General features: G+C 65.9%; 21 protein-coding genes. 12 read left to right on the top strand and 9 right to left on the bottom strand.

Translation table 11 applies throughout. The features are described from left to right. Window positions 1–117 precede the first annotated feature (117 nt). Window positions 118–1,164: an IS630 family transposase gene (locus G7Y85_RS09290; protein ID WP_166255353.1), complete on the bottom strand. Its 1,047-nt coding sequence runs from the start codon at window positions 1,162–1,164 to the stop codon at window positions 118–120. 139 nt (window positions 1,165–1,303) lie between these two features. Between G7Y85_RS09290 and G7Y85_RS09285 the strand changes: the two genes are divergently transcribed. Further along, entirely contained in the window at window positions 1,304–1,873 is a 570-nt protein-coding gene (locus G7Y85_RS09285; RefSeq protein WP_166255350.1) for a DUF1415 domain-containing protein, read from the top strand. Further along, window positions 1,873–2,433: a ribosome biogenesis factor YjgA gene (gene yjgA / locus G7Y85_RS09280; protein ID WP_166255347.1), complete on the top strand. Its 561-nt coding sequence runs from the start codon at window positions 1,873–1,875 to the stop codon at window positions 2,431–2,433. The genes G7Y85_RS09285 and yjgA overlap by 1 nt, the downstream gene beginning before the upstream one ends. A gap of 6 nt (window positions 2,434–2,439) precedes the next feature. Here yjgA and G7Y85_RS09275 read toward each other — a convergent pair whose 3' ends face one another. After that, a complete protein-coding gene (locus G7Y85_RS09275) occupies window positions 2,440–3,663 on the bottom strand; it encodes a patatin-like phospholipase family protein (protein WP_366514937.1) in 1,224 nt (407 codons plus the stop codon). A gap of 133 nt (window positions 3,664–3,796) precedes the next feature. Continuing rightward, complete coding sequence (locus tag G7Y85_RS09270) at window positions 3,797–4,654, bottom strand: mechanosensitive ion channel family protein (protein ID WP_166255341.1); 858 nt, start codon at window positions 4,652–4,654, stop codon at window positions 3,797–3,799. Window positions 4,655–4,754: 100 nt separating this feature from the next. Here G7Y85_RS09270 and arfB point away from each other — a divergent pair, with 100 nt between their 5' ends. The 5 genes from arfB to G7Y85_RS09245 all read left to right on the top strand — a co-directional run bounded on the left by arfB (window position 4,755) and on the right by G7Y85_RS09245 (window position 9,628). After that, window positions 4,755–5,210 (top strand): alternative ribosome rescue aminoacyl-tRNA hydrolase ArfB, encoded by a 456-nt coding sequence (arfB, locus tag G7Y85_RS09265; protein ID WP_241696090.1) that lies wholly within the window; start codon window positions 4,755–4,757, stop codon window positions 5,208–5,210. Between the two features lie 423 nt (window positions 5,211–5,633). Next, the gene (locus G7Y85_RS09260) at window positions 5,634–7,067 is read left to right on the top strand and encodes a WS/DGAT/MGAT family O-acyltransferase (protein ID WP_241696089.1); all 1,434 of its coding nucleotides are present in this window, start codon (window positions 5,634–5,636) and stop codon (window positions 7,065–7,067) included. After that, on the top strand, window positions 7,064–7,411 hold the full coding sequence (locus G7Y85_RS09255) for a carboxymuconolactone decarboxylase family protein (RefSeq protein WP_166255338.1): 348 nt from the start codon (window positions 7,064–7,066) through the stop codon (window positions 7,409–7,411). Before G7Y85_RS09260 ends, G7Y85_RS09255 begins: the two co-directional genes overlap by 4 nt. Window positions 7,412–7,415: 4 nt before the next feature. Beyond that, on the top strand, window positions 7,416–7,958 hold the full coding sequence (locus tag G7Y85_RS09250; protein ID WP_166255335.1) for an acyl-CoA thioesterase: 543 nt from the start codon (window positions 7,416–7,418) through the stop codon (window positions 7,956–7,958). Window positions 7,959–8,086: 128 nt separating this feature from the next. Next, window positions 8,087–9,628, top strand: coding sequence for an alpha/beta hydrolase domain-containing protein (locus tag G7Y85_RS09245; protein ID WP_166255332.1), 1,542 nt, complete (start codon window positions 8,087–8,089; stop codon window positions 9,626–9,628). A 163-nt stretch (window positions 9,629–9,791) separates the two neighbouring features. On the opposite strand, the gene maiA is transcribed toward G7Y85_RS09245, so the two are convergent. The 5 genes from maiA to phhA form a co-directional block, all read right to left on the bottom strand. Then, window positions 9,792–10,436 (bottom strand): maleylacetoacetate isomerase, encoded by a 645-nt coding sequence (gene maiA / locus G7Y85_RS09240; protein ID WP_166255329.1) that lies wholly within the window; start codon window positions 10,434–10,436, stop codon window positions 9,792–9,794. 33 nt (window positions 10,437–10,469) lie between these two features. Next, window positions 10,470–11,489, bottom strand: a complete 1,020-nt coding sequence (locus G7Y85_RS09235; RefSeq protein ID WP_166255326.1) for a fumarylacetoacetate hydrolase family protein — start codon at window positions 11,487–11,489, stop codon at window positions 10,470–10,472. Then, window positions 11,486–12,625 carry a homogentisate 1,2-dioxygenase gene (locus G7Y85_RS09230; RefSeq protein ID WP_166255323.1) on the bottom strand — a complete coding sequence of 380 codons (1,140 nt, stop codon included), beginning with the start codon at window positions 12,623–12,625 and terminating at the stop codon, window positions 11,486–11,488. Before G7Y85_RS09230 ends, G7Y85_RS09235 begins: the two co-directional genes overlap by 4 nt. Before the next feature lie 9 nt (window positions 12,626–12,634). Beyond that, the gene (gene hppD / locus G7Y85_RS09225; RefSeq protein ID WP_166255320.1) at window positions 12,635–13,729 is read right to left on the bottom strand and encodes a 4-hydroxyphenylpyruvate dioxygenase; all 1,095 of its coding nucleotides are present in this window, start codon (window positions 13,727–13,729) and stop codon (window positions 12,635–12,637) included. A gap of 84 nt (window positions 13,730–13,813) precedes the next feature. Beyond that, window positions 13,814–14,671 carry a phenylalanine 4-monooxygenase gene (phhA, locus tag G7Y85_RS09220; RefSeq protein ID WP_166255317.1) on the bottom strand — a complete coding sequence of 286 codons (858 nt, stop codon included), beginning with the start codon at window positions 14,669–14,671 and terminating at the stop codon, window positions 13,814–13,816. 133 nt (window positions 14,672–14,804) lie between these two features. On the opposite strand from phhA, the gene G7Y85_RS09215 reads away from it, so the two are divergent. Genes G7Y85_RS09215 through G7Y85_RS09200 form a run of 4 tightly spaced genes read left to right on the top strand, consistent with a single transcriptional unit; the run spans window position 14,805 to window position 18,395 of the window. Beyond that, complete coding sequence (locus G7Y85_RS09215; RefSeq protein WP_166255314.1) at window positions 14,805–15,269, top strand: Lrp/AsnC family transcriptional regulator; 465 nt, start codon at window positions 14,805–14,807, stop codon at window positions 15,267–15,269. Between the two features lie 48 nt (window positions 15,270–15,317). Next, complete coding sequence (locus G7Y85_RS09210; RefSeq protein WP_166255311.1) at window positions 15,318–15,770, top strand: MarR family winged helix-turn-helix transcriptional regulator; 453 nt, start codon at window positions 15,318–15,320, stop codon at window positions 15,768–15,770. 4 nt (window positions 15,771–15,774) lie between these two features. Then, entirely contained in the window at window positions 15,775–16,869 is a 1,095-nt protein-coding gene (locus G7Y85_RS09205; RefSeq protein ID WP_166255308.1) for an HlyD family secretion protein, read from the top strand. After that, window positions 16,866–18,395 (top strand): DHA2 family efflux MFS transporter permease subunit, encoded by a 1,530-nt coding sequence (locus G7Y85_RS09200; RefSeq protein WP_366514936.1) that lies wholly within the window; start codon window positions 16,866–16,868, stop codon window positions 18,393–18,395. The genes G7Y85_RS09205 and G7Y85_RS09200 overlap by 4 nt, the downstream gene beginning before the upstream one ends. A 12-nt stretch (window positions 18,396–18,407) precedes the next feature. On the opposite strand, the gene pip is transcribed toward G7Y85_RS09200, so the two are convergent. Then, the gene (pip, locus tag G7Y85_RS09195) at window positions 18,408–19,355 is read right to left on the bottom strand and encodes a prolyl aminopeptidase (RefSeq protein WP_166255304.1); all 948 of its coding nucleotides are present in this window, start codon (window positions 19,353–19,355) and stop codon (window positions 18,408–18,410) included. Window positions 19,356–19,490: 135 nt separating this feature from the next. Here pip and G7Y85_RS09190 point away from each other — a divergent pair, with 135 nt between their 5' ends. Further along, the gene (locus G7Y85_RS09190; RefSeq protein WP_166255301.1) at window positions 19,491–21,197 is read left to right on the top strand and encodes a lytic transglycosylase domain-containing protein; all 1,707 of its coding nucleotides are present in this window, start codon (window positions 19,491–19,493) and stop codon (window positions 21,195–21,197) included. Window positions 21,198–21,239: the final 42 nt, after the last annotated feature.

The raw sequence follows: 21,239 nt of genomic DNA, 5'->3' as shown, positions 1-21,239 counted from the left end.
GCCAGTAGCGGCACACCCTCCGACTTTAAGTGGCTCTAGCGGTCGCTCTCCTCCAACGGCAGCTTGGTTGCGCTCACCTAGCAAATGGCCACTTATTGATCCGGCACGATGAAGTCTTCACGCCGCGTACTTGACGATGGGGTCTTGGAAATAGGCCCGAACTCGTTTGCGATTGGCGGCGATGAATTGCATGTGTTCATCGGCAGCGGCGCGCAACTTGGCTTTGGTGCGAACCGGCACCTTGCTGCCGATGGTCTGCTTGAGGTCGGCGTTGAGTCGCTCGTCCGGGTTGAGTTCGGGGCTGTAACTGGGGAGGAAGAACACCTCGATGTCGCGCCGGTGATCGGCCAGCCAGGCCTTCACGGGCTTGCAGTGATGCACGCCCAGGTTGTCCAGGATGAGGAAGACCTTCTTGCGCCTGCGCCTGCCGTCGCGCACCAGCGCCTGCAGAAACTCGATGAGCCGCTCGTGGTTGAACGCCCCGTCGATGATCATCCAGCTGGCGCAGCCTTGGTTGGTGACGGTGGAGATCATCGACAGCTTCTCGCGCGTCCCGCCCACCGCCAAGGTCACCGGCGTCTTGCCGCGAGGCGCATAGCTGCGACCGCGCACGTCGGTGTTGACCAGTGCGGTCTCGTCGCCCCAGTGAATCTCGCCGCCCTCGTCTTTGGCGCGACGCGCGATGGCCGGGTACTCGTTGTCGATCCACTGCTTGACCGCTTCGGGGCGCTGCTCGTAGGCGCGCTTGATCGGCTTCTGCGGCGTGAAGCCCCATCGACGCAGGTACTCGCCGGTGGCGCGGATGGACAGCCGCACGCCGAATTCGCGTTCGATGAACTGCATGACCGCGCCGCGGGTCCACAGCGCGAATTCCATCTTCAACTGCTCGGGCCGCTTGTCGCAGATCGTGCGTCGCACCGACGCCTCCTGCTCGGCGTTGAGCAATCGCCCGTCGCCCTTGTCACGTCCCCGGCAGGCCGGCTTGATGGCCGACCAGCCGCCTCGGGCGAACAAGTCGATCGCCCCGCGCACCGCCGGGTAGCTCAACCCTGTCAGCGCGACGATCTCCATCACGCCGGTACCCCGCAGATGCAATCGCACGACCTGCTTACGCCTCTCGTGCAATTGCTCCAACTTCTGAAATCGAGCGTCTTCTTTTTCCATGACACTCTGACTCCGTCGGCCTCAAGAAGTTCATACTTCATGCGGCCGGCTCAATAGGGCTGATAGCGACTCCTCCCCGACCATACCGGACGGCATGGCATGAAAGCATTTACGCTACGCGCCTGCCGAGATTCCCGCCATGCCGAATGAACCCATCCACCCGATCGAAACCGAAGTCCGCCGCTGGCTGGACGAGGTCGTCATCGGCCTGAACCTGTGCCCGTTCGCGGCGCATCCCGCGCGCAGCGGGCGGGTGCGAGTGGTGGTCAGCGAGGCGCAGAACGAGGTGGCGCTGCTGGCGGAGCTGCAGATCGAGCTGGCGCTGCTCGACGACAGCACGCCGGCGCAGATCGAGACGACGCTGATCGCGGTGCCGCGGCTGTTCGCGGAATTTGCCGACTACAACGACTTTCTCGATCAGGTCGACGGCATGCTCGACCAGTTCGAATGGAGCGGTATCTATCAGGTGGCGAGCTTTCATCCGGACTATCAGTTCGCCGATACCGAGCCGGACGATCCCGAGAACCTGACGAACCGCGCGCCGTATCCGCTGCTGCATCTGCTGCGCGAGGACAGCGTCGAAGCGGCCGTCGACAGCCACCCGGACGTCGATGCGATCCCCGAGAACAATATCCGCAGGATGCGCGAGATGGATGCCGCGACGCGCGCGCGGCTGTTCGCGTATCTGAAGCGCGAGGACAATCGCTGATGGCCAAGCCACCGCCGCTGGAATTCGAATTCGACGGGCCGAGCAAGTCGCATCTCAAGCGCGAAGCGCAGGAGTTGCTGACGATCGGCAACGATCTGCTCGCCTTGCCCGATGCCCAGCTCGACATCATCGACATGGACGAGCGCCTGCGCGACGGCCTGCGCACCTGGCGAAAGATCAGCTCGCACGAAGCGCGGCGCCGCCAGGGTCAGTACGTCGGCAAGATCCTGCGCGAGTCCGATCCGGAGGCACTGCGCGTCGCGATCGCCGCATACTGGCGCTCGCGCGAACGCGCCCAGCAGGATGCCGAGCGCTGGCGCGATCGCCTGCTCGCCGACGATGCCGCCGTCACCGAATGGATCGCGCTGCATCCGCAGGTCGTCATCCAGCCGCTGCGCACACTGATCCGCAATGCGCGGCGCGAACGTGCGGCAATCGAAGCGGCGGCCGCGGAGCATCCCGACGCCGCGCCGGCAAAGAACACCTCGCCGTATTTCCGCGAGCTGCTGATCGCCGTGCGAACGACCTTGCACGACGCCGCGAAAGCAAAGGACGAATAGACGGCCTCAGCGTCGACCGCGAGTCCGTGTGCGCGGCGCGAGAAACTCCTCGATCTCGTCGATGCGCTGCGCGGCGTCGCGATAACCGAGCTGGATCAGCTCGCTGGTGAACGCCTTGTCGAACAGCAGGTAGCTGGTCAGATCGGCGCTCTGCGCGTCCGGCGTGCCGAGGCCATCCATCACGTAGCGCAAGGTGCGCGGCATGCGGTGCGCCAGCGTCTTGGCAATGATCGCCAGATCCGCCGATGGCGAGAGCACCAGCGGCGTGACGATGCGCATCGGTTCGCTGGCCCTGGCCGCCTTGCTGCGCGCCGCCGGCTGAAACCCGGCGACCAGCTCGTTCATGCGCTTGAGATGATCGACGTCGGCGTCGAGATGGTCGAGAAAGATCGCATTGAGGAACACGCCGCAGATCTGCGACAGCGGCGGTCGCTGCAGTTTGGCGACCAGCTCATCGTCGCTGGACAGTTCCGATCGCAGCAGGCTGTCGGCGGACTCCTGGCAGCGCACACCGATCGCGAAGATGCGATCGGCGCCGAGGCGGATCGCCGGCGACAGGGGGGTCGTCAGGCGCAGGGCGCCGTCGCCGAAATAGGCCGTGGAGCCGGCGGCGGCCAGCGCAACCGGCGGAAACACGATCGGGATCGACGAGGACGCGCGGATGTGATCGAGCGTCAGTGCCGTCGGCAGTGCGACGCGCCGGCTCTTGTTCCAGACCGGGTGGCCGGGCTGGCCCTGCACGAAGGTGAAGGCCTTGCCGGAGTGGTAGCCGGTGGCGGTGACGGCGACTGCATACAGATCGTTCCTGGCAATCGCCTCGGCGATGCCTTCCAGGCGCAGATGGGCGCCGAGAAACGCCTTCAGCGGTGCCGTGTCGACCAGCGCTTCCAGACGGCCGCCGCCGATCAGGCCGCCGAGCGCGAAATCGAGCGCGATCAGGCCGCCGGTCTTCGCCAGCGCACGGCTGTCGGTGCGGAACACGTCCTTGAACGTGAGCTGCGACCACAGCCGTGCGAGCAGTGCCGAACCCTCGGCGAAATCCGAGTTCGAGGCGGCCAGTGCGGCACCGTTGATCGCGCCGGCCGATGCGCCGGCGATGATGCGGAACGGCGATGGCCCCTTGCGCAAGGACGGCAGCTCGCTGATGCGCCGGATCACGCCCGCCTGGTAGGCGCCGCGCGCGCCACCGGCGGTCAGCACCAGCCCGGTCATCGACCCCGGCGCGCTCACGCGCGGTACTCCGCAACTCGGCTGCATCCGCTCATTGCCAGATTCCCCGCTCGGCGTCGACGGCGGCGCCGTGACCTCGCCTGACGGAAAATGCGGCAATTACGGTGCCAGCTTCGGCACCACCCGCACGCGATCAGGCGGCGCGGCGCTCCGGCGAGGTTTCCGGCGGCAGATCGCGCACATGCAGGTCCATCTGCGGGAACGGAATTTCGATGCCTTCCTCGTCGAAGCGCAGCTTGATCTTCTCGATCATCGCGCAGCGCGTGTCCCACCAGTCGCCGCCCTTGGTCCAGCCGCGCACCGCGAAGTCGACCGAGCTTTCGCCGAGGTTGGTGCAGTGCACGGTCCGCGCCGGCTCGTCGACGAAACGCGGTTCTTCGGCGAGCAGGGTTTCGAGGATCGCCTTGGCCTTGCGCAGATCGGCGCCGTAGCCGATGCCGACTGCGAGGTCGACACGCCGCACCGGGCGAATGCTGAAATTGGTGATGGTGTTGCCCCAGACGCTGGAGTTGGGCAGCGTCACTTCCTGCCCGTCCGGCGATTTGAGCACCGTGATCACGATCTTGAGCTGCTCGACGGTGCCCATCGTGCCGCCGATCTGCACGAAGTCGCCGGCACGGAACGGCCGGAACACGATCAGCAGCACGCCGGACGCGAACGACGACAACTGCCCCTGCAGCGCCATGCCGACCGCGATCGCCATGCCGCCGAGCACCGCGGCCGCCGAGGTCGTGTCGACACCGAGCTGCGCCAGCGTCGAGATGACGATCAGCGCCAGCGCCAGCCCGTACAGGACATTGCAGACGAAGTTGACCAGCATCGGATCGGAGTTCCTGCGCGTCAGCACGCGGCGCAGCAGGCCGATCGCCAGCTTCGCCAGCCAGCGACCGATCAGGAAGGTGAGCAGGGCGGCCACCACGCGCCAAGCTGCCGGCAGAACCAGCGCGATCAAGGTGTCGACATTCGACAATTTATCGAGCACAGCGTCCACGAAAATCTCCTGTGTCTTCGGAAAATGCGCCGACAGTGTAGTCACTGCGGCCGACGTGCTCACGGAATCGGCGCTGCGTTCGCGTGCTGTCCGGCGCGCCATGATCGGTCATCATGTGCGGATGCCGTTCATTGCCCCCACCCATCTGATCATCTCGCCGCAACTGAGGTTGGCGCTCGGCGAAATCGAATTGACCGCGATCCGCGCGCAGGGCGCCGGCGGCCAGAAGGTCAACAAGACCTCGTCCGCGGTGCAGCTGCGATTCGATGTCGGTGCCTCGTCGCTGCCCGAGGACGTGAAGGCACGCCTGCTGGAGCGCAGCGACCGGCGCATCAGCGCCGATGGCGTGATCGTCATCAAGGCGCAGCAGCATCGTCGTCAGGAGCAGAATCTCGATGCGGCGCTGGAACGCTTGCGGTTGCTGATTGCCGCCGCCGAACCGGCCCCGCGCGTACGACGCGCCACCAGACCGAGCAAGGCCGCCAAGCGCCGCCGTACCGACGAGAAAACGCGACGCGGGCGGATCAAGACGCTGCGCGCGTCGATCGACGATTGAAGCCTGTCTGGCGTGGGAAGCGGCGGCGTGTGTGAATCGGCGCCAGCCGGCACGGCATCCCGTTGCGGCGCCGGAGTCCCCCGACTGCCGTCACCGCAACAGGTGCCGTTGTCCTGATTGTCCGGACGCCCGGGCTGACGGTCTTGATGAAGCCCGCCGCGCGATTAGGAATTCGCGACAGCGTTCGGCCGCCAGCTGGCGCGCGCACAGCGCAGCCAGCCCTGCAGGCGGCACGCCTCGCGATGCGCGATCTCGACGGCAGGGCCCGCACCGCGTACGGATCGCGGCCCCGCCGCGATCCGCACCGGCACAAGCGCGGCGAAGCAGGCGCCGGAGCTTGCGGGCTTTGCCTCGTCTTCATCGTGCGCTTACAGTGACCGCCGTTGCCGGATCGCCCCCGTCCGGCCGCTGTCTGGAGCCCTCATGTCGCTGAAGCCGCTGAGTCCGCTGGACCAGATGTTCCTCCTGCTCGAACGTCGCACGCAGCCCATGCATGTCGGTGGCCTGGAATTGCTGACGCTGCCGAAAGGCGCCAGGGCCGGCTGGCTCGGCCGGCAGGTCGAACGCCTGCACGAAGCCACCCAGCCGAAGGCGCCGTTCAATCAGCGCCTGCAGCGCAAGCTCGGCAGCTGGTACTGGGTCGAGGACACGCGCTTCGATCTCGGCGCCCACCTGCATCATCACGCCTTGCCGCCACCGGGCCGCATCCGCGAACTGCTGGCACTGGTTTCCGAGCTGCACGCCGTGCCGCTGGATCGTGCGCGACCGCTGTGGGAGTTCCACGTCATCGACGGCCTGGAGGACGGCCGCTTCGCGATCTACGCGAAGATCCACCACGCGATGGTCGACGGCATCGCGGCGATGCGCCTGTTGCGCAAGGCGCTCAGCGAAGACGCAGGTGTCGACACGCCACCGCCATGGATGAACGCAAGGCGCGCCACTGCCGGCGATGCGCCGCCGCAAGGCGCGCTGTCGAACACCGCGCTGCTGATGGCCAGTCTGCGCGAGCAGGCGGCAAGCCTGCCGGCGGTGTCGCGCGAGCTGTATCGCACCATCCGCGAAGGCCGCGACAATCCGGATCACGTCTCGGCATTCCAGGCGCCGCGCAGCATCCTCAATCAACGCATCTCGTCGGCGCGTCGCTTCGCCGCGCAGTCCTACGGACTGTTGCGTATCCGCACGATCGCCAAGGCACACCGCGTCACGGTCAACACCATCGTGCTGGCGATGTGCGGCTCGGCCCTGCGCCGTTACCTGCTCGAACTCGACGCGCTGCCGGCCAGGCCGCTGATCGCGATGGTGCCGCTGTCGCTGCGCCGCGACGATTCCGACGAAGGCAATCAGGTGGCGATGATCCTCGCCAATCTCGGCACCGACCTCGCCGATCCGGTCAAACGTCTGGCGCAGGTGCAACGCTCGGTCGAGGACGCACGTTCGCGTTGCGCCCGCATGGGACCGACCGCGACCGTCAATTACGTGGCGACCGTCATGGCGCCGGCCGGCATCAACATCGCGACCGGCATCGCGCCACGCTGGCAATCGTTCAACGTCATCATCTCCAACGTACCCGGTCCGAAACGGCCGCTGCACTGGAACGGCGCGCGGCTCGACGGCATGTATCCGGTCTCGATCATCACCAGCGGTCTGGCACTGAACATCACGCTGACCAGCTATGTCGACAAGCTGGAATTCGGCGTCATCGCCTGTCCGCGCGCCTTGCCGCGCGTGCAACGCCTGCTCGACTATTTCGAACAGGGCCTGGCCGAACTGGAGCCGCCCGCCGACCCGGCGACGATGCCGGTCGAACCCGTCGTTGCCAAACCCGCTCCCCGCAAACGCACAAGGAAAACCGCATGAGCAGCCACTACCACGATCCGGGCGATCTCGCCCAGCTCAAGCGCATGCACGAGCTCGCGCCGACCGAATTCGAAGCCTGGCTCAATCTCGACAAGATCGTCGGCCGCAGCGACGGTGCGATCCCGCAGAAATACCGCGAACTGATGGCGATCGCGGTGGCACTGACCACGCAGTGCCCGTACTGCATCGAGGTGCACACACGCGCTGCCAAGCGCGCCGGCGCCAGCGCGATCGAACTCGCCGAGACCTCGTTCATCGCCGCCGCGCTGCGCGCCGGGGCGGCCGCCACGCACGGCGCGATGGCGATGAAACTGTACGGCGACGACCCCGCGGCGACGGCCTGAGACCATGGCCAAGCGCAAGACGCTGCCGCCGCAAGCGGTTTCGGTTTCCGCAGTACGCGAACAGGTCTACATGGTGTTCCCGAATGACCTGAACTCCAACGACACCGTGTTCGGCGGCCTGATCATGGCGCAGATGGACCGCTTCGCCGCAGTCGTCGCCGATCGCCATGCCGGCGGCGTCTGCGTCACCGCCAGCGTCGATGCCGTGCATTTCATCGCCCCGGCGCGACGTGGCGACGTGCTGATCTTCAACGCCGCCGTGAACCGCGCCTGGCATACGTCGATGGAAATCGGCGTGAAGGTCGATGCCCGCAGCTACGATGGCGCGATGCGACGCCATATCCTGTCGGCCTACATGACCTTCGTTGCGGTCGACAGCGACGGCAAGCCGCGCGCGGTACCGCCGCTGCAGCCGGAAACCGAGATCGACCGCTTCCGCTACGAGGAGGCGCAGCTGCGGCGTGAACTGCGGCTGTCGCATGCCGAAGCGCTCAAGAAGCTGCGCGGCGGTCGTCCTGCTGCGCAGGTGCCGGACACCGCGCGCTAGCCGGCGTCGCTGCGCAGCGCAGGCAAGGCCCGCCCCCAGAGCGGCGCGACGTCAGGCAAGTGGCGATGCAGTGACAGTCAAGAAAGACCGGAGCATCCGGCACAGAGTCAGACGGGGAGGAAACGGTCATGAATCGAAATGCGAGCCTCAGGCTCCTGCTGTGCGTGCCGGCCTTGGCTCTGCTCGCGGGCTGCGGCAGCAGCGAAGCCCCCGGTGTCGGCGGCGGCACCAGCGCCGGTGAGGCGATCACGTATCCCGATCCGGTCGTCGAGAAGGTTCAGGGTCTCGACGATCCTTTCGTCGCCGGCACCACCTTCCCGCTGGCCGATGTCGGCTACGAACGACATGAATACTTCTATTCCGGCACGGCGCGCTCCTACGTCAACGATGCCCCGCTGGATCCGGACGGCAACTGGCAGGTGTCGCCGGCGGACAGCGCCAGCTACAAGACACGCATGCTGGTTTATCAACCCAGCGATGCGACGCGCTTCAACGGCACGGTCATTCTCGAATGGCTGAACGACAGCGGCGGCGTCGATACCGCCGCCGACTGGGTGATGCTGCACAACGAACTCATCCGCGGCGGCTATGTCTGGGTCGGTATTTCCGCACAGAAGATCGGCATCGACGGCGGCATCCCGCCGGCGTCGCCGCTGCCGATCGCGATTCCGCTGAAGCTCATCAATCCCCTGCGCTACGCCAGCCTGTCGCATCCGGGCGACAGCTTTTCGTACGACATCTACGCGCAGGGCGCGCAGGCCCTTCGCCATCCACAAGGTGTCTCGCCGCTCGGCGGGCTGCAGTTGCAGCGGCTGATCGCGACCGGCGAATCACAATCGGCGACGCGGCTGACGACCTTCATCAACGCTTTCGGTCCGCGCACCGATCTGTTCGACGGCTATTTCATCCACAGCCGCCTCGGCTTCATTCCGGATTTCGGCGGCGCTTCGGCACCGCTGTCACAGACTCCGCAGGCGGACATCACAACGCCGGACGTCGTGCGATTCCGCACCGACCTGGCGCGCCCGGTGATGGACTTCCAGACCGAGACCGATCTGTTCGTGCTCGGTGCGTATTCGAGCCGCCAGGCCGACAGCCGCTACTTCCGTCTCTGGGAAGTGCCGGGTGCGGCGCATGCCGACACCTATCTGACGAACGACGGATTCACGGACGAGGGCGGCGACGTGGCAACCGCGCAGGTCTACGAGACCAAAAAGCCCGGACCTGTCGGTTCCTGTCCGGAACCGATCAACAGCGCGCCACAGCACCACTTCGTCGCGCAGGCCGCGATGCGCGCGCTCAATGCCTGGCTGGTCGACGGCATCGCCCCGCCGAAGGCGCCGCGCATGCAGGTCAATGCCGCCGGCGACGGCGTACTGCGCGATGCAAACGGCAATGCGCTGGGCGGCATCCGCAGCCCGTACCTCGATGTGCCGACGGCTGTGCTGTCCGGCGAGAACAGCAGCACGCAGGACGACGGCGGCATCTGCTTCCTCGTCGGCAAGACCGCCCTGTTCGACACGGCAACGCTGCAGTCGCTGTATGCCGATCACGACCACTACGTCGCGGCCGTGCGCAGCGCCGCGCAGGACGCGGTGGACAAGGGCTTCCTGCTTGACGAGGACGCCACGCTGATCGAGACCGCGGCAGAGCAGAGCAGCGTGCCCTAGCGCTTGTCGCCCACCGCTTCACGACGACGCCCAGCCGCCCTTGCAGGAGCGGCGCGAGCCGCGGCGCTGCCGGCGGTCGAAGGAGATCAGAGCATCGCGGCTGGCTGGCGCTGCTCCGGCGGGCGTTCGCGCGCGCTTGCCAACGCCGACGCCGCGGCCGGCCTCACTCGGCGTCCGGCTGCTGCGCCGGATGCGCGCGCTGGAAAGCCGGCAGCGTGTCGCAGTGCGCAGCGATCGCGGCGAGTCGTGGCAGCTTGCTCATGTCGCAGGCGAAACGGCGGGCGGCGAAGATCTGCGGCACGAGCACGCAGTCCGCCATGGTCGGCGCGTCACCGAACACGAACGGCGTCGGCGGTCGCGTCGCTGCTTCGGCTTCCAGCGCCGACAATCCCTGCTCGAGAAAATGCCGCAGCCATTGCGCACGGCCGGCTTCGTCGAGGCCGACGACATCGCGCAGGTAGTTCAGCGTGCCGGTGTTCTGCATCGGCTGGACATCGGCGGCGATCGCCATTGAAAACGCCTGCACGCGCGCGCGCAGCTGCGCATCGAGCGGCAGCAGGCGCGGCGACGCCTGCAGTGCATCCAGATATTCGATGATCGCCAGCGACTGCGCGACGCGAAACTCGCCATCGACCAGCAAGGGCACGCGACGCTGCGGATTGAGCGAGCGGTACGGCTCGGCAAACTGCTGCCCGCCGTCCCGAACGAGGTGAACCGGTACCGTCCGGTAGTCGAGCCCTTTCAGGTTCAGTGCGATGCGCACGCGATAGCTGGCCGAGGAACGCCAGTACGAGTAAAGGGTCAGCATGCCGCTCGCTCCCGCGCTTGTGGGCGTCGCAGCTTAGCGCAGCGGCCGCACGATCTGATCGATCGCGCCGAACAGGGATTGGTTGCCGGCATCGCGCATCTCGATGCGCACGCGATCACCGAACTTCAGAAACGGGCTGCGCGGCTTGCCATCGACGATGGTCTCGACCGTGCGCATTTCGGCCAGGCAGGAATAGCCGAGGCCGCCATCGCGTATGGCCTTGCCGGGACCACCGTCGGCGCCGCGATTCGAGACCGTGCCGGAGCCGATGATGCTGCCGGCGACCAGCGGTCGCGTCCGCGCCGCATGCGCGACGAGCTGGCCGAAATCGAAGGTCATGTCGACGCCGGCGTCCGGCTTGCCGAAAGCCTCGCCGTTGACGAACGAAAGCAGCGGCCGATGCACGCGCGCCGACTGCCAGGCATCGCCGAGTTCGTCGGGCGTGATCGCGCACGGCGAAAATGCCGACGAGGGCTTGGCCTGGAAAAAACCGAAGCCCTTCGCCAGCTCGTTCGGGATCAGATTGCGCAGCGAGACATCGTTGACCAGCAGCAGCAGGCGGATGTGATCGCCTGCGATTTCACTGGAAACCGCCATCGGCACGTCGTCGGTGATGACCGCGATCTCGGCCTCGAAGTCGATGCCGTGTTCCTCGCTGACCGCGACGATGTCGCCGCAGGGATCGAGAAAGCTGTCGCTGCCGCCCTGATACATCAGCGGATCGGTCCAGAAGCTCGCCGGCATTTCCGCGCCACGCGCCTTGCGCACCAGTTCGACGTGATTCACGTAGGCCGAGCCGTCCGCCCACTGGTAGGCGCGCGGCAATGGCGAATGGCATTGTCCGGCGTCGAATGCCTGCGCCTCGGCATCGAGGCTGCCGAGATTCAGGGCGTCGCTGATTTCGGCCAGACCGGGCGCGACGTGCCGCCAACGATCGAGCGCGCCCTGCAGGTTGCGCGCGAGCTGCGGCACCTTGATGCAGCGCCCGAGATCGCGGGAGACAACGACCAGTGCACCGTCGCGCGTGCCGTCCTTCAGTGTCGCGAGCTTCATGCCGGCGTCTCGGTGCTGTTCCAGGAACGGTGATAGTCGGCCCACTCGACACCTGACGCATCGGCGCCGACATCGAGCGCGTCGCGTGCATCGATCATCACCGCGTACTCATCGGTCGCCGCCCTGGTCTGTGTCAGCATCTTGCCGAGTGCCTTCGGATGCGGACCGTGCGTGAATCCGCAGGGATGCAACGTGACCATGCCCGGATGGATGTTGTCGCGCGAGAAGAAGTCGCCGGCGTGATAGAAGATCACTTCGTCGAAATCGTCGTTGTTGTGAAAGAACGGAACCTTGATCGCACCCGGATCGGTCTCGAACGGTCGCGGCACGAAAGTGCAGACGACGAAGCGCTGCGACACGAAGGTCGTGTGCGCGCTCGGCGGCAGATGGTAGCGATGCGACATCAGCGGGCGAATGTCCCTGACGTTGATGCGCACCGGCAGCAGCGTGCCGTGCCAGCCGACTGCGTCGAGCGGGTTGTATGGATACGTCACCGTCGAGATCTGCTGCCGGCGCTTGATTCGCACGCGCCATTCGCCGCCGGTCGCTGCCTGCGCGCGAAACGCATCGTCGAGACGCGGATAGTCGAGCATCGCCGGATCGAAGATCGCGTGCTCGCCGACCATGCCCTTGTCCGGCAACTGATAGTGCGAACCCGTCGCCTCGATCAACAGCAGCGCGACCGACGCCGCCACCTCGATCCGCCACATCGTGCCGCGCGGCAGCATCACATAGTCGCCGGCCGCGATCGTCAGATGCCCGTAGTCGCAGAACAGTTCGGCGCTGCCGGCGTGCACGAATAGCAGCTCGTCACCGTCGGCGTTGCGCACCAGGGCCTCCATCGACCGCGCGCAGACCCACCAGCGCGTACGCAGCTTGTCGTTGTGGAGAATGTCGTGCGCATCCCAGGGCGAGTCGGACGCGCCCAGTCTTGCGAGGTCGAAGGCGCGCGGCCGCAGCGGGCCTTCCCAGTTCGTCCAGCCGGTCGGCGGACGCGGATGGATCATGTGCGTGGCCGGGCCGAAAAAGCCCTCCTTGCCGAGTTCGCGTTCGACGTGGCCGGCCGGCAGGTCGGCGTGCGCCTGTCGCGAGGCCAGACCTTCGACGACCGGCCGGTATATCCACTTGTGCGACATCGCGTGTCCTTATGCGGCGAGCACGCCGCGACGGATCTGGTCTTCTTCGATGCTCTCGAACAAGGCCTTGAAGTTGCCCTCGCCGAAACCTTCGTTGCCCTTGCGTTGGATGATCTCGAAGAAGATCGGACCGATCACGGTGCTCGTGAAGATCTGCAGCAGGATGCCTTCCACCGGGGCGCCGTCGATCAGGATGCTCAGCTCCTGCAGTCGCGCGAGCGGCTCGCCGTGATCCGGCACGCGGGCATCGACGCGCGCATAGTAGGTTTCCGGCGTGTCCATGAACTGCACGCCACGCGCGCGCAGGGCTTCGACCGTCGTGTAGATATCGCGGGTCGACAGTGCAATGTGCTGGATGCCTTCGCCACGGTACTCGCGGATGAATTCCTCGATCTGCGACTTGTCGTCCGAGGACTCGTTGATCGGGATGCGGATCTTGCCGCACGGCGAGGTCATCGCCCGCGACACCAGGCCGGTCTGCTTGCCTTCGATATCGAAGTAGCGGATCTCGCGGAAATTGGCGATGCGCTCGTAGAAGCCGCCCCAGGTCTGCATGTTGCCGCGCGACACGTTGTGCGTCAGGTGATCGATGACGTCGAGACCAACGCCGGCCGGCCGGTGCTCGACACCGTCGAAGAAACGGAAGTCGACGTCATAGATCGAATGTTCGGCGCCGGCCTGCGCACCGGCAGTGCGGTCGTAGCGATCGACGAAATAGAGCACGCTGTTGCCGATGCCGTAGACGGCCGGCAGGTTCAGTTCCATGAAGCCCGGCCTGGTGTCGAACGCGACCGCACCCTGCGCGATCGCATAGGCGTGCGCCGCCGGCGCATCGGCCACGCGCCAGCCCATCGCGCAGGCCGACGGCCCGTGGGTGTGCGCGAACTGCTGGAAATGCGTGTACGGCGTCGCGTTGACCAGAAAGTTGATGTCGTTCTGGCGAAACAGCGTGACATCCTTGCGGCGATGCCGGGCGACGGCCGTGAAGCCCATCATCTCGAACAGACGGTGCAGTTGCGCGATGCCTTCGGCGCCGGGCGCGGTGAATTCGACGAATTCGAAACCGTCGGTGGCCAGCGGATTGTGGGTGATGTCCTTGTTCATTGCAGCGTCCTCGTCAGCTTGAAACTCCGACCGTAGACGGCCGGCTGGATTCCCGCGCGCACGCGAAAATGGCGAATTGCGTCTTTATGCGGCCAGCTGCCCGCTGCGCGGCGGCACCGCTTCGTCACCGGCGTACAGGCGCCCGGCGGCGAGTGTCGGCTGCGCCTGCAGGATATCGACCAGCGATGACAGGTCACGCGTCATGACGTCGGCCAGTTCATCCAGCGAGCGCACGACGAAATAGGTCTTCTGGAAGCTGTCGATGCGGTATTCGGTACGCATGCAGCGTGCGAGTTCGAAGCGCGGCCGTACCGGGTCGGCGCTCTCGATCGCGTACGGCGTCTCGCCACCGGACGACAGGATGCCGGCGCCGTAGACCCGCAAACCTTCATCGCCGTCGATCAGGCCGAACTCCACCGTGTACCAGTACAGCCGCGCCAGCAGCGGCAGTGCGCCGCGCTCGAGCAGGCGCAGCGCCTGTTCGCCGTAACGCTGCGCGTAATCGGCGAAACGCGAATCGAAAAACATCGGCACGTGGCCGAAGAAGTCGTGAAAGATGTCGGGCTCGACCAGGTAGTCGAACTCTTCGGGCTTGCGCAACCACACCGTGACCGGGAAGCGGCGCGCGGCAAGATGACGGAAAAACTGTTCGTCCGGAATGAAGCCGGGCACGGCGACCAGACGCCAACCGCTGACCGGCTCCAGACGCGCGTTGACGGACTCCAGCTCCGGCACGCCGTCGGCGGCGTCCATCCGCGCGAGCCCGTCGCGGAATTCGCGACAGGCGCAGGACTGCAGCAATTGCGCCTGTCGCGTGTACAGCCGCCGCCACAGCGCATGGTCGGCCTCGCTGTAGGCGTGGTCCCGCTGATCGACGGTGAAGTCGGCTTTCGCGCGGCTGTAGTCGCCGCGCAGGCTGTTGTCGGTATGGGCGCCGTACATGGAATCTCCTCGGCTCACGGCCTTTGCTGCACTTTACGCCGTCGGAAGCGGAGAATGGCTGCATTTATTGTCGTACTTTCGGCTCATGGTGATGATAATCACTACTGAACAACGAATAATTGGAGGATTCATGATGAACGATCTCGATCGCACCGATCTGCGCATCCTTCGCGAACTGCAGAAGGACGGCCGCCTCGCGATCGTCGAGCTCGCCAATCGCGTTGCCTTGTCGGCAACCGCCTGCCAGCGACGGGTCAAGAAGCTCGAAGACAGCGGGGTGATTGCGCGCTACGCGGCGCTGCTCGATCCGCAGGCGCTCGGCCAGCAGGTCGAGGCTTTCGTGCGCGTCAGCATCGAACGCCAGTCCAAGGAAACCACGGTCGCGTTCCAGGATGCGGTGCAGAAACTCGCGCAGGTCCGCGCCTGCTACGTGATGACCGGCGACCTCGACTATCTGCTGCACGTCGCCGTCGCCGACCTGCAGGCCTTCGCCGAGTTCTCGATGAAGGTGCTGATCGGTTTGCCGGGCGTCAAGGATGTGCGTTCCAGCCTGGTGCTCGAAGCGGTCAAGAAGGACGAAGGGGTGCGCCTGCCCTGATCGAAAGCGGGACTTCATTTGCGGCCTAATAGTTAGTATACTTATTAAATGAAGACACCCCCGCCGCCCACCACCACGAGCTCGCTGCTGATGGAAGTCGGCCGCCTGCTGCGCGCCGATTTCGGCCGCCGTGCCGAACATCTCAAGCTGACGCAGGCGCAGATGAGCGCGCTTGCACGCCTCTCCAAGCAACCGGGCATTTCGCAGGTTGCGCTGGCCGAGATGCTCGAGGTCCATCCGGTCACCGTGACCCAGCTGATCGACCGCCTGCAGCGCGCGGGTTGGGTCCGGCGCGAAGTGCACGAGGACGACCGGCGCGCGTTCCGCCTGTTCCTGACCGACAAGGCCGATCCGATCCTGTCCGAGGTCTGGAAGATCGCCGCACAGGCCCGCGAGCACGCACTGAGCGGCTTGTCGAAAGCAGAGCGCGACCAGCTCGACAGCCTCTTGACCCGCATGAAACTGAATCTTGCCGGCGACTGCAGTTCCGGCCGTGGATAGTCCGATGTCAGAACAGTCCGAGTCCGCCGTCTCCCCCCAACGGCAACGCGTGCGTCGCATCCTGTTCGTCGCCGGCTTCGCCGTGGCGATCGCAGCGGTGCTGTACGTCTACATCTTCGGCGGCCGCTATGTCTCGACAGACAACGCCTACGTGAAGGCGAACATGGTCAATGTCAGCGCCGATGTCGACGGCAAGGTCGCGGAGATCGACGTCAGCGAGAATCAGCACGTGAAGGCGGGCGATGTACTGTTCCGCATCGATCCGGCGCCGTATCAGGTCGCCGTGCAGCAGGCCGAGGCAGCACTGCTGCAGGCCAGCGCGCAGGTCGAATCATTGAAGGCGACTTATGCGCAGAAGCAGGCCGCGCTGTGGTCGGCACAGGCAGACCTGACGTTCCGCGAGACCGACTACCGGCGCGCCAAGGCGCTGCAGGCGGTCGGCGCCAGTTCGAAATCGACGCTCGACGCCGCCAGGAACGCGCTCGACGTGGCGCGCAGCGACATCAATGCAGCCCGGCACGAGGTCGGTGAAGTCCGCGCGCAGCTCGGCGGCGATCCGGAGATCGCGACCAAGGACCACCCGACCTACAAGGCCGCGCTGGCCACGCTCGACAAGGCCCGGCTCGATCTTGCGCGCACCGCGGTGCACACGCCGATCGATGGCGTCGCCAGCAAGGTGCCGGATGTCGGCGGCTATGTGCTGCCCGGCCTGCCGGTGATGAGCGTGGTCGACGCCGAAAGCCCCTGGGTCGAGGCCAACCTGAAGGAATCGCAGCTGGAGCGCGTGCGGCCCGGCCAGAAGGTCGAGATCGACGTCGATGCCTATTCGCACACCAGGTGGCAGGGCGTGGTCGACAGCATCGGTCAGGCTACCGGCGCCGAGTTCTCGCTGCTGCCACCGCAGAACGCCAGCGGCAACTGGGTGAAGGTCGTGCAGCGCGTGCCGGTGCGCATCCGCATCGATCACCAGAACGGCGAACCGCCGTTGCGCTCCGGCATGAGCGCGGACATCAGCATCGACACCGGCGCGGCACGTGCCAGGGGCGTGCATCGCATGCTGTCGTGGATCGGCCTGGAAGACGCGCAGGCGGCGGAGTGAGCAGCAAGCTTGCCGCGCGCGGCCTGATCACCGCATCGGTGATGGCCGCAACCCTGATGCAGACGCTCGATGCGACGATCGCCAACGTCGCCCTGCCGCACATGCAGGGCGCGCTCGGCGCCACGCCGGATCAGATCTCGTGGGTGCTGACCTCGTACACGATCGCGGCGGCGATCGCGATGACGCCGACCGGCTGGATTGCCGATCGCATCGGCATGAAACGGCTGTTCCTGATTTCGGTTGCCGGATTTGCGATCGCATCGGTGCTGTGCGGCCTGTCGACGACGCTGCCGGAAATGGTGGCGTTCCGTCTGATGCAGGGTTTGTTCGGCGCCGCGCTGGTGCCGTTGTCGCAAACCGTGCTGCTCGATACCTATCCGCCCGAAGAACACGCATCGGCGATGGCGTTATGGGGCATGGGGGTGACGCTGGGTCCGATTCTCGGTCCCACGCTCGGCGGCTGGCTGACCGAAGTCTACAACTGGCGCTGGGTGTTCTTCATCAATCTGCCGGTCGCGATTCTCACGTTCATCGGTTTGAGCACGTCGCTGGTACCTGACAGCGGCATCAAGAAAACCCGATTCGACATGCTGGGCTTCGCGCTGCTGAGCGTGGCGTTGTTCGCGTTGCAGCTGCTGCTCGATCGTGGGGAAACCAAGGGCTGGTTCGGCTCGCCGGAGATTGTGATCGAGGCCGGCGTCGCCCTGTTCTCGTTCTACCTGTTCCTCGTCCATCAGCTGACCACGCCCAGACCCTTTCTGCCGCTGCATCTGTTCATCGATCGCAATTTTGCGGCCGGGCTGGTGATGATCGGCATCGTCGGCGTCGTTCTGTTCGCGACCTCGGCGCTGCTGCCGCCGTTCCTGCAGAACCTGCTCGACTATCCAGTGCTGACGACAGGTCTGGTGGTCGCGCCGCGCGGCATCGGCACCATGATCGCGATGCGCGGCGTCGGCCGCCTGAGCCGCCACCTCGATCCGCGTCTGGTGATGCTGATCGGCATGTCCAGCACCACCGTGTCGCTGTACTGGATGGCCGGCTTCACGCTCGACGAGCCGATGTCGGACATCATCTTTGCCGGCATGCTGCAGGGTTTCGGCATCGGCACGACCTTCGTCCCGCTGTCGACCGTCACCTTCGCGACGCTGGCGCCGCACGACCGCGGTTACGGCACCTCGTTGTTCAGTCTGTTTCGCAACGTCGGCAGCAGCATCGGCATCGCACTGGCGTTCGCGTACGAGGCGCACATGACCTCGGTCAATCACGCGTACCTGACCGAGCACGTCAACGCCTACAACCCGGCGCTGCGCGAATACATCAATGCCAGCGGCGGGCTCGACTCGGCAATGGGGCTGGCCGGCATCGTCAGCGAGGTGCAGCGTCAGGCCGGCATGATCGCGCTGATCGACGACTTCAAGCTGATGGCCTGGGGCGTACTGCTCGCACTGCCGCTGCTGCTGCTGTTCCGCATCAAACCGGCAAAACCCGGCGATCCGGACGAATTCGACCATGTCGTGATGGATTGAAGCGCGACACGCTCAAGCGTTGGCGAAACGATCCGTCCATTCGACGAGCTTGGCGAGAATGCCCGGCTCGCTTGCCGCATGGCCGGCATCACCGACCACTTCGAACGCCGCTTCCGGCCACGCGCGGTGCAGATCCCAGGCCGAGCGCATCGGGCAGACCACGTCGTAGCGACCCTGGATGATCACGGCCGGGATATGGCGCACGGCGTCGATGTTGGCCAGCAACTGATCGTCGCGCTCGAAAAAACCCTTGTTCGTGAAATAGTGGCATTCGATGCGCGCAAAGGCTTCCGCGAACTGGCTTTCGCCGAAGCGCGTCACCATGTCGAGGTTCGGAAACAGCTTGCTGGTCGAACCCTCCCAGATGCTCCAGGCCTTGGCCGCGACCGCTCGCGTGGCGGCGTCCTTGCTGGTCAGGCGCTGGTAGTAGGCGCCGACATAGTCGCCGCGTTCGTCGGCCGGGATCGCCGCCTCGTAGGCTTCCCAGGCATCGGGATAGATCCAGCTCGCACCCTGCTGGTAGAACCAGTCGATCTCGGCCTTGCGCAGCAGGAAGATGCCACGCAGCACCAGCGCCAGACAGGCCTGCGGATGCGCCTGCGCATAGCTCAGGCCCAGCGTCGAACCCCAGGAACCGCCGAACACGACCCACTGCCGGATATGCAGCAGTTCGCGAATGCGCTCCATGTCGGCGACCAGATCCCAGGTCGTGTTCTCGCGCAGCTCGGCGTGCGGCGTCGACTTGCCGCACCCGCGCTGGTCGAACAGCACGATGCGGTATTTCTGCGGATTGAAGAACTGCCGGTGCCAGGGCTCGGTGCCGCCGCCGGGGCCGCCGTGGACAAACACCACCGGAACGCCTTCCGGGTTGCCGCTTTCCTCGACGTACAACTCGTGCAGTTCGGAAACACGCAGGCGGTGGGTCTGGTACGGCTCGATCGGCGGATACGGCTGCGGCATGGCGATGGCGCTTTTTATCGGATGACGGATGGAGGCTTGTAGCTTAACGTGTCCGCCGATTGCCGCCTCTCACGGCCGGTCTTAAGATCGTCGTGCGAGCGGCACCGTCCACTATTGCGGTTCGCGGGAGCGCGGGTGCAGAGATTCAGACAGGTCGGCTGGGCAGTGGGTCTGCTCGGCGCATGCCAGATCGGCAATGGGGTCGCGCAGACGACGCCGGATACCGCCCCCACCACGCCAGCCGCCAACGTCGCGCCCGCTCTGGCGGCCAGCGTCCCGGATCAGAACTTTCCGCGTTACGGCGAGCTCAAGCCGGCCGTGTCGTTCTGGACGCGCGTCTTCAGCCAGTATTCGGAGTTGCAGAGCGTCGTGCATTCGTCGCTGTATCCGGACAAGGTGTTCACGGTTCTCGATTTCCGCGGCGACGCGACGACCATGAGCGACGCGGCGCTGGCGCATCGCCGTCACGACGCCGAACAGGCCGCCGAGGATCACGTCGACGATCTGTTCAAGCGCGTGCAGGCCAAGCAATACGCGCCGGCGACGATGTCCGCCGAAGAGCGGCGCATCTACGACATGTTCGCCGACGTGCCCGGTGGCGCCGACAAGTTCAAGGACATGATCGGCACAGCCCGCGTGCAGCGCGGCCTGCGCGAGCGCACGCAGAACGCGCTGGAGGTCTCGGACCGCTATCTGCCGAGCATGGAACAGACCTTCAGCGACTACGGGCTGCCGATCAAGCTGACGCGGCTGCCGCTGGTCGAATCGAGCTTCGACCTCGACGCCTATTCGAAATCGGGCGCCGCCGGCATCTGGCAGTTCATTCCGTCGTCGGCGCGCGTCTACATGCGCCTCGACAATGTCGTCGACGATCGTCGCGACCCCTGGACCTCGACCGACGCTGCCGCACGTCATCTGCGTGACGACTACTCGATGCTCGGCGACTGGCCGCTGGCGATCACCGCCTACAACCACGGCCGCAACGGCATCGCCCGCGCGCTCGATGCGGTCGGCGGCAAGACGCTGATGGACCTGATCGATCGTTTCGACGGCAAACGGTTCGGCTTCGCGTCGAAAAACTACTACGCCGAGTTCCTCGCCGCGGTCGACGTGGAGCACGACTATCGCGAACGCGCCGGCGCGGCACGGTCGGCCAAGCCGCTGGAATTCGAAGTCGTCGAAACCAAGAACTACGTACCGTACGACACGCTGCGTCGCCTCTGCGGCGCCAGCGACGAGGCCTTTCAGCGGCTCAACCCCGCGTATCGACCGGAAGTGATCGAAGGCAAGCTGTACGTGCCGCCGGGCCATCTGATCCGGGTCCCGTACGGCAGCGCGCGCGCATTCGAAGTCGGCTATTCCAAGCTCGGCGCGCACGAACGTTTCGACAGCCAGCGCGCGTACTACGAGTTGTACAAGGTGCAGCGCGGCGACAATCTGGGCGCCATCGCGCGCCACCATGGCGTCAGCCAGCAGGTGCTGATGAGCGCCAACGAGCTGCGCTCGGCGAACATGCTGCGGATCGGCCAGATCATCAAGATCCCGCCGAAGACCGAGGCGCGGCCGGGGCCGATCACCGTTGCGATCGGCGAATCGAAGCCGGAGCAGACGGTGCAGCAGCGCCTCGACGAAGCCCGCAAGGTGCAGCGCGACAACGATGCTGCCCGGACCAAGGGCCACAGCCGGCCACGCTTTCGCACGCACAAGGTGGAACGCGGTCAGACACTCAGCGGCATCGCGCATCTTTACAACGTCAGCGTCTCCGACCTGCGCAGCGCCAACCACCTGAAGACGACGACGCTGCGCATCGGCCAGCGGCTCAAGGTCCCGCTCGACAGCTGACGCCCGCCCGCTGGCGTTGCGCGTGGCGGGTTCCGGGATCGT

Source organism: Solimonas terrae, assembly GCF_011067135.1.
Classification (GTDB): domain Bacteria; phylum Pseudomonadota; class Gammaproteobacteria; order Nevskiales; family Nevskiaceae; genus Solimonas; species Solimonas terrae.
This window is presented reverse-complemented; position numbering and strand designations above follow the sequence as displayed.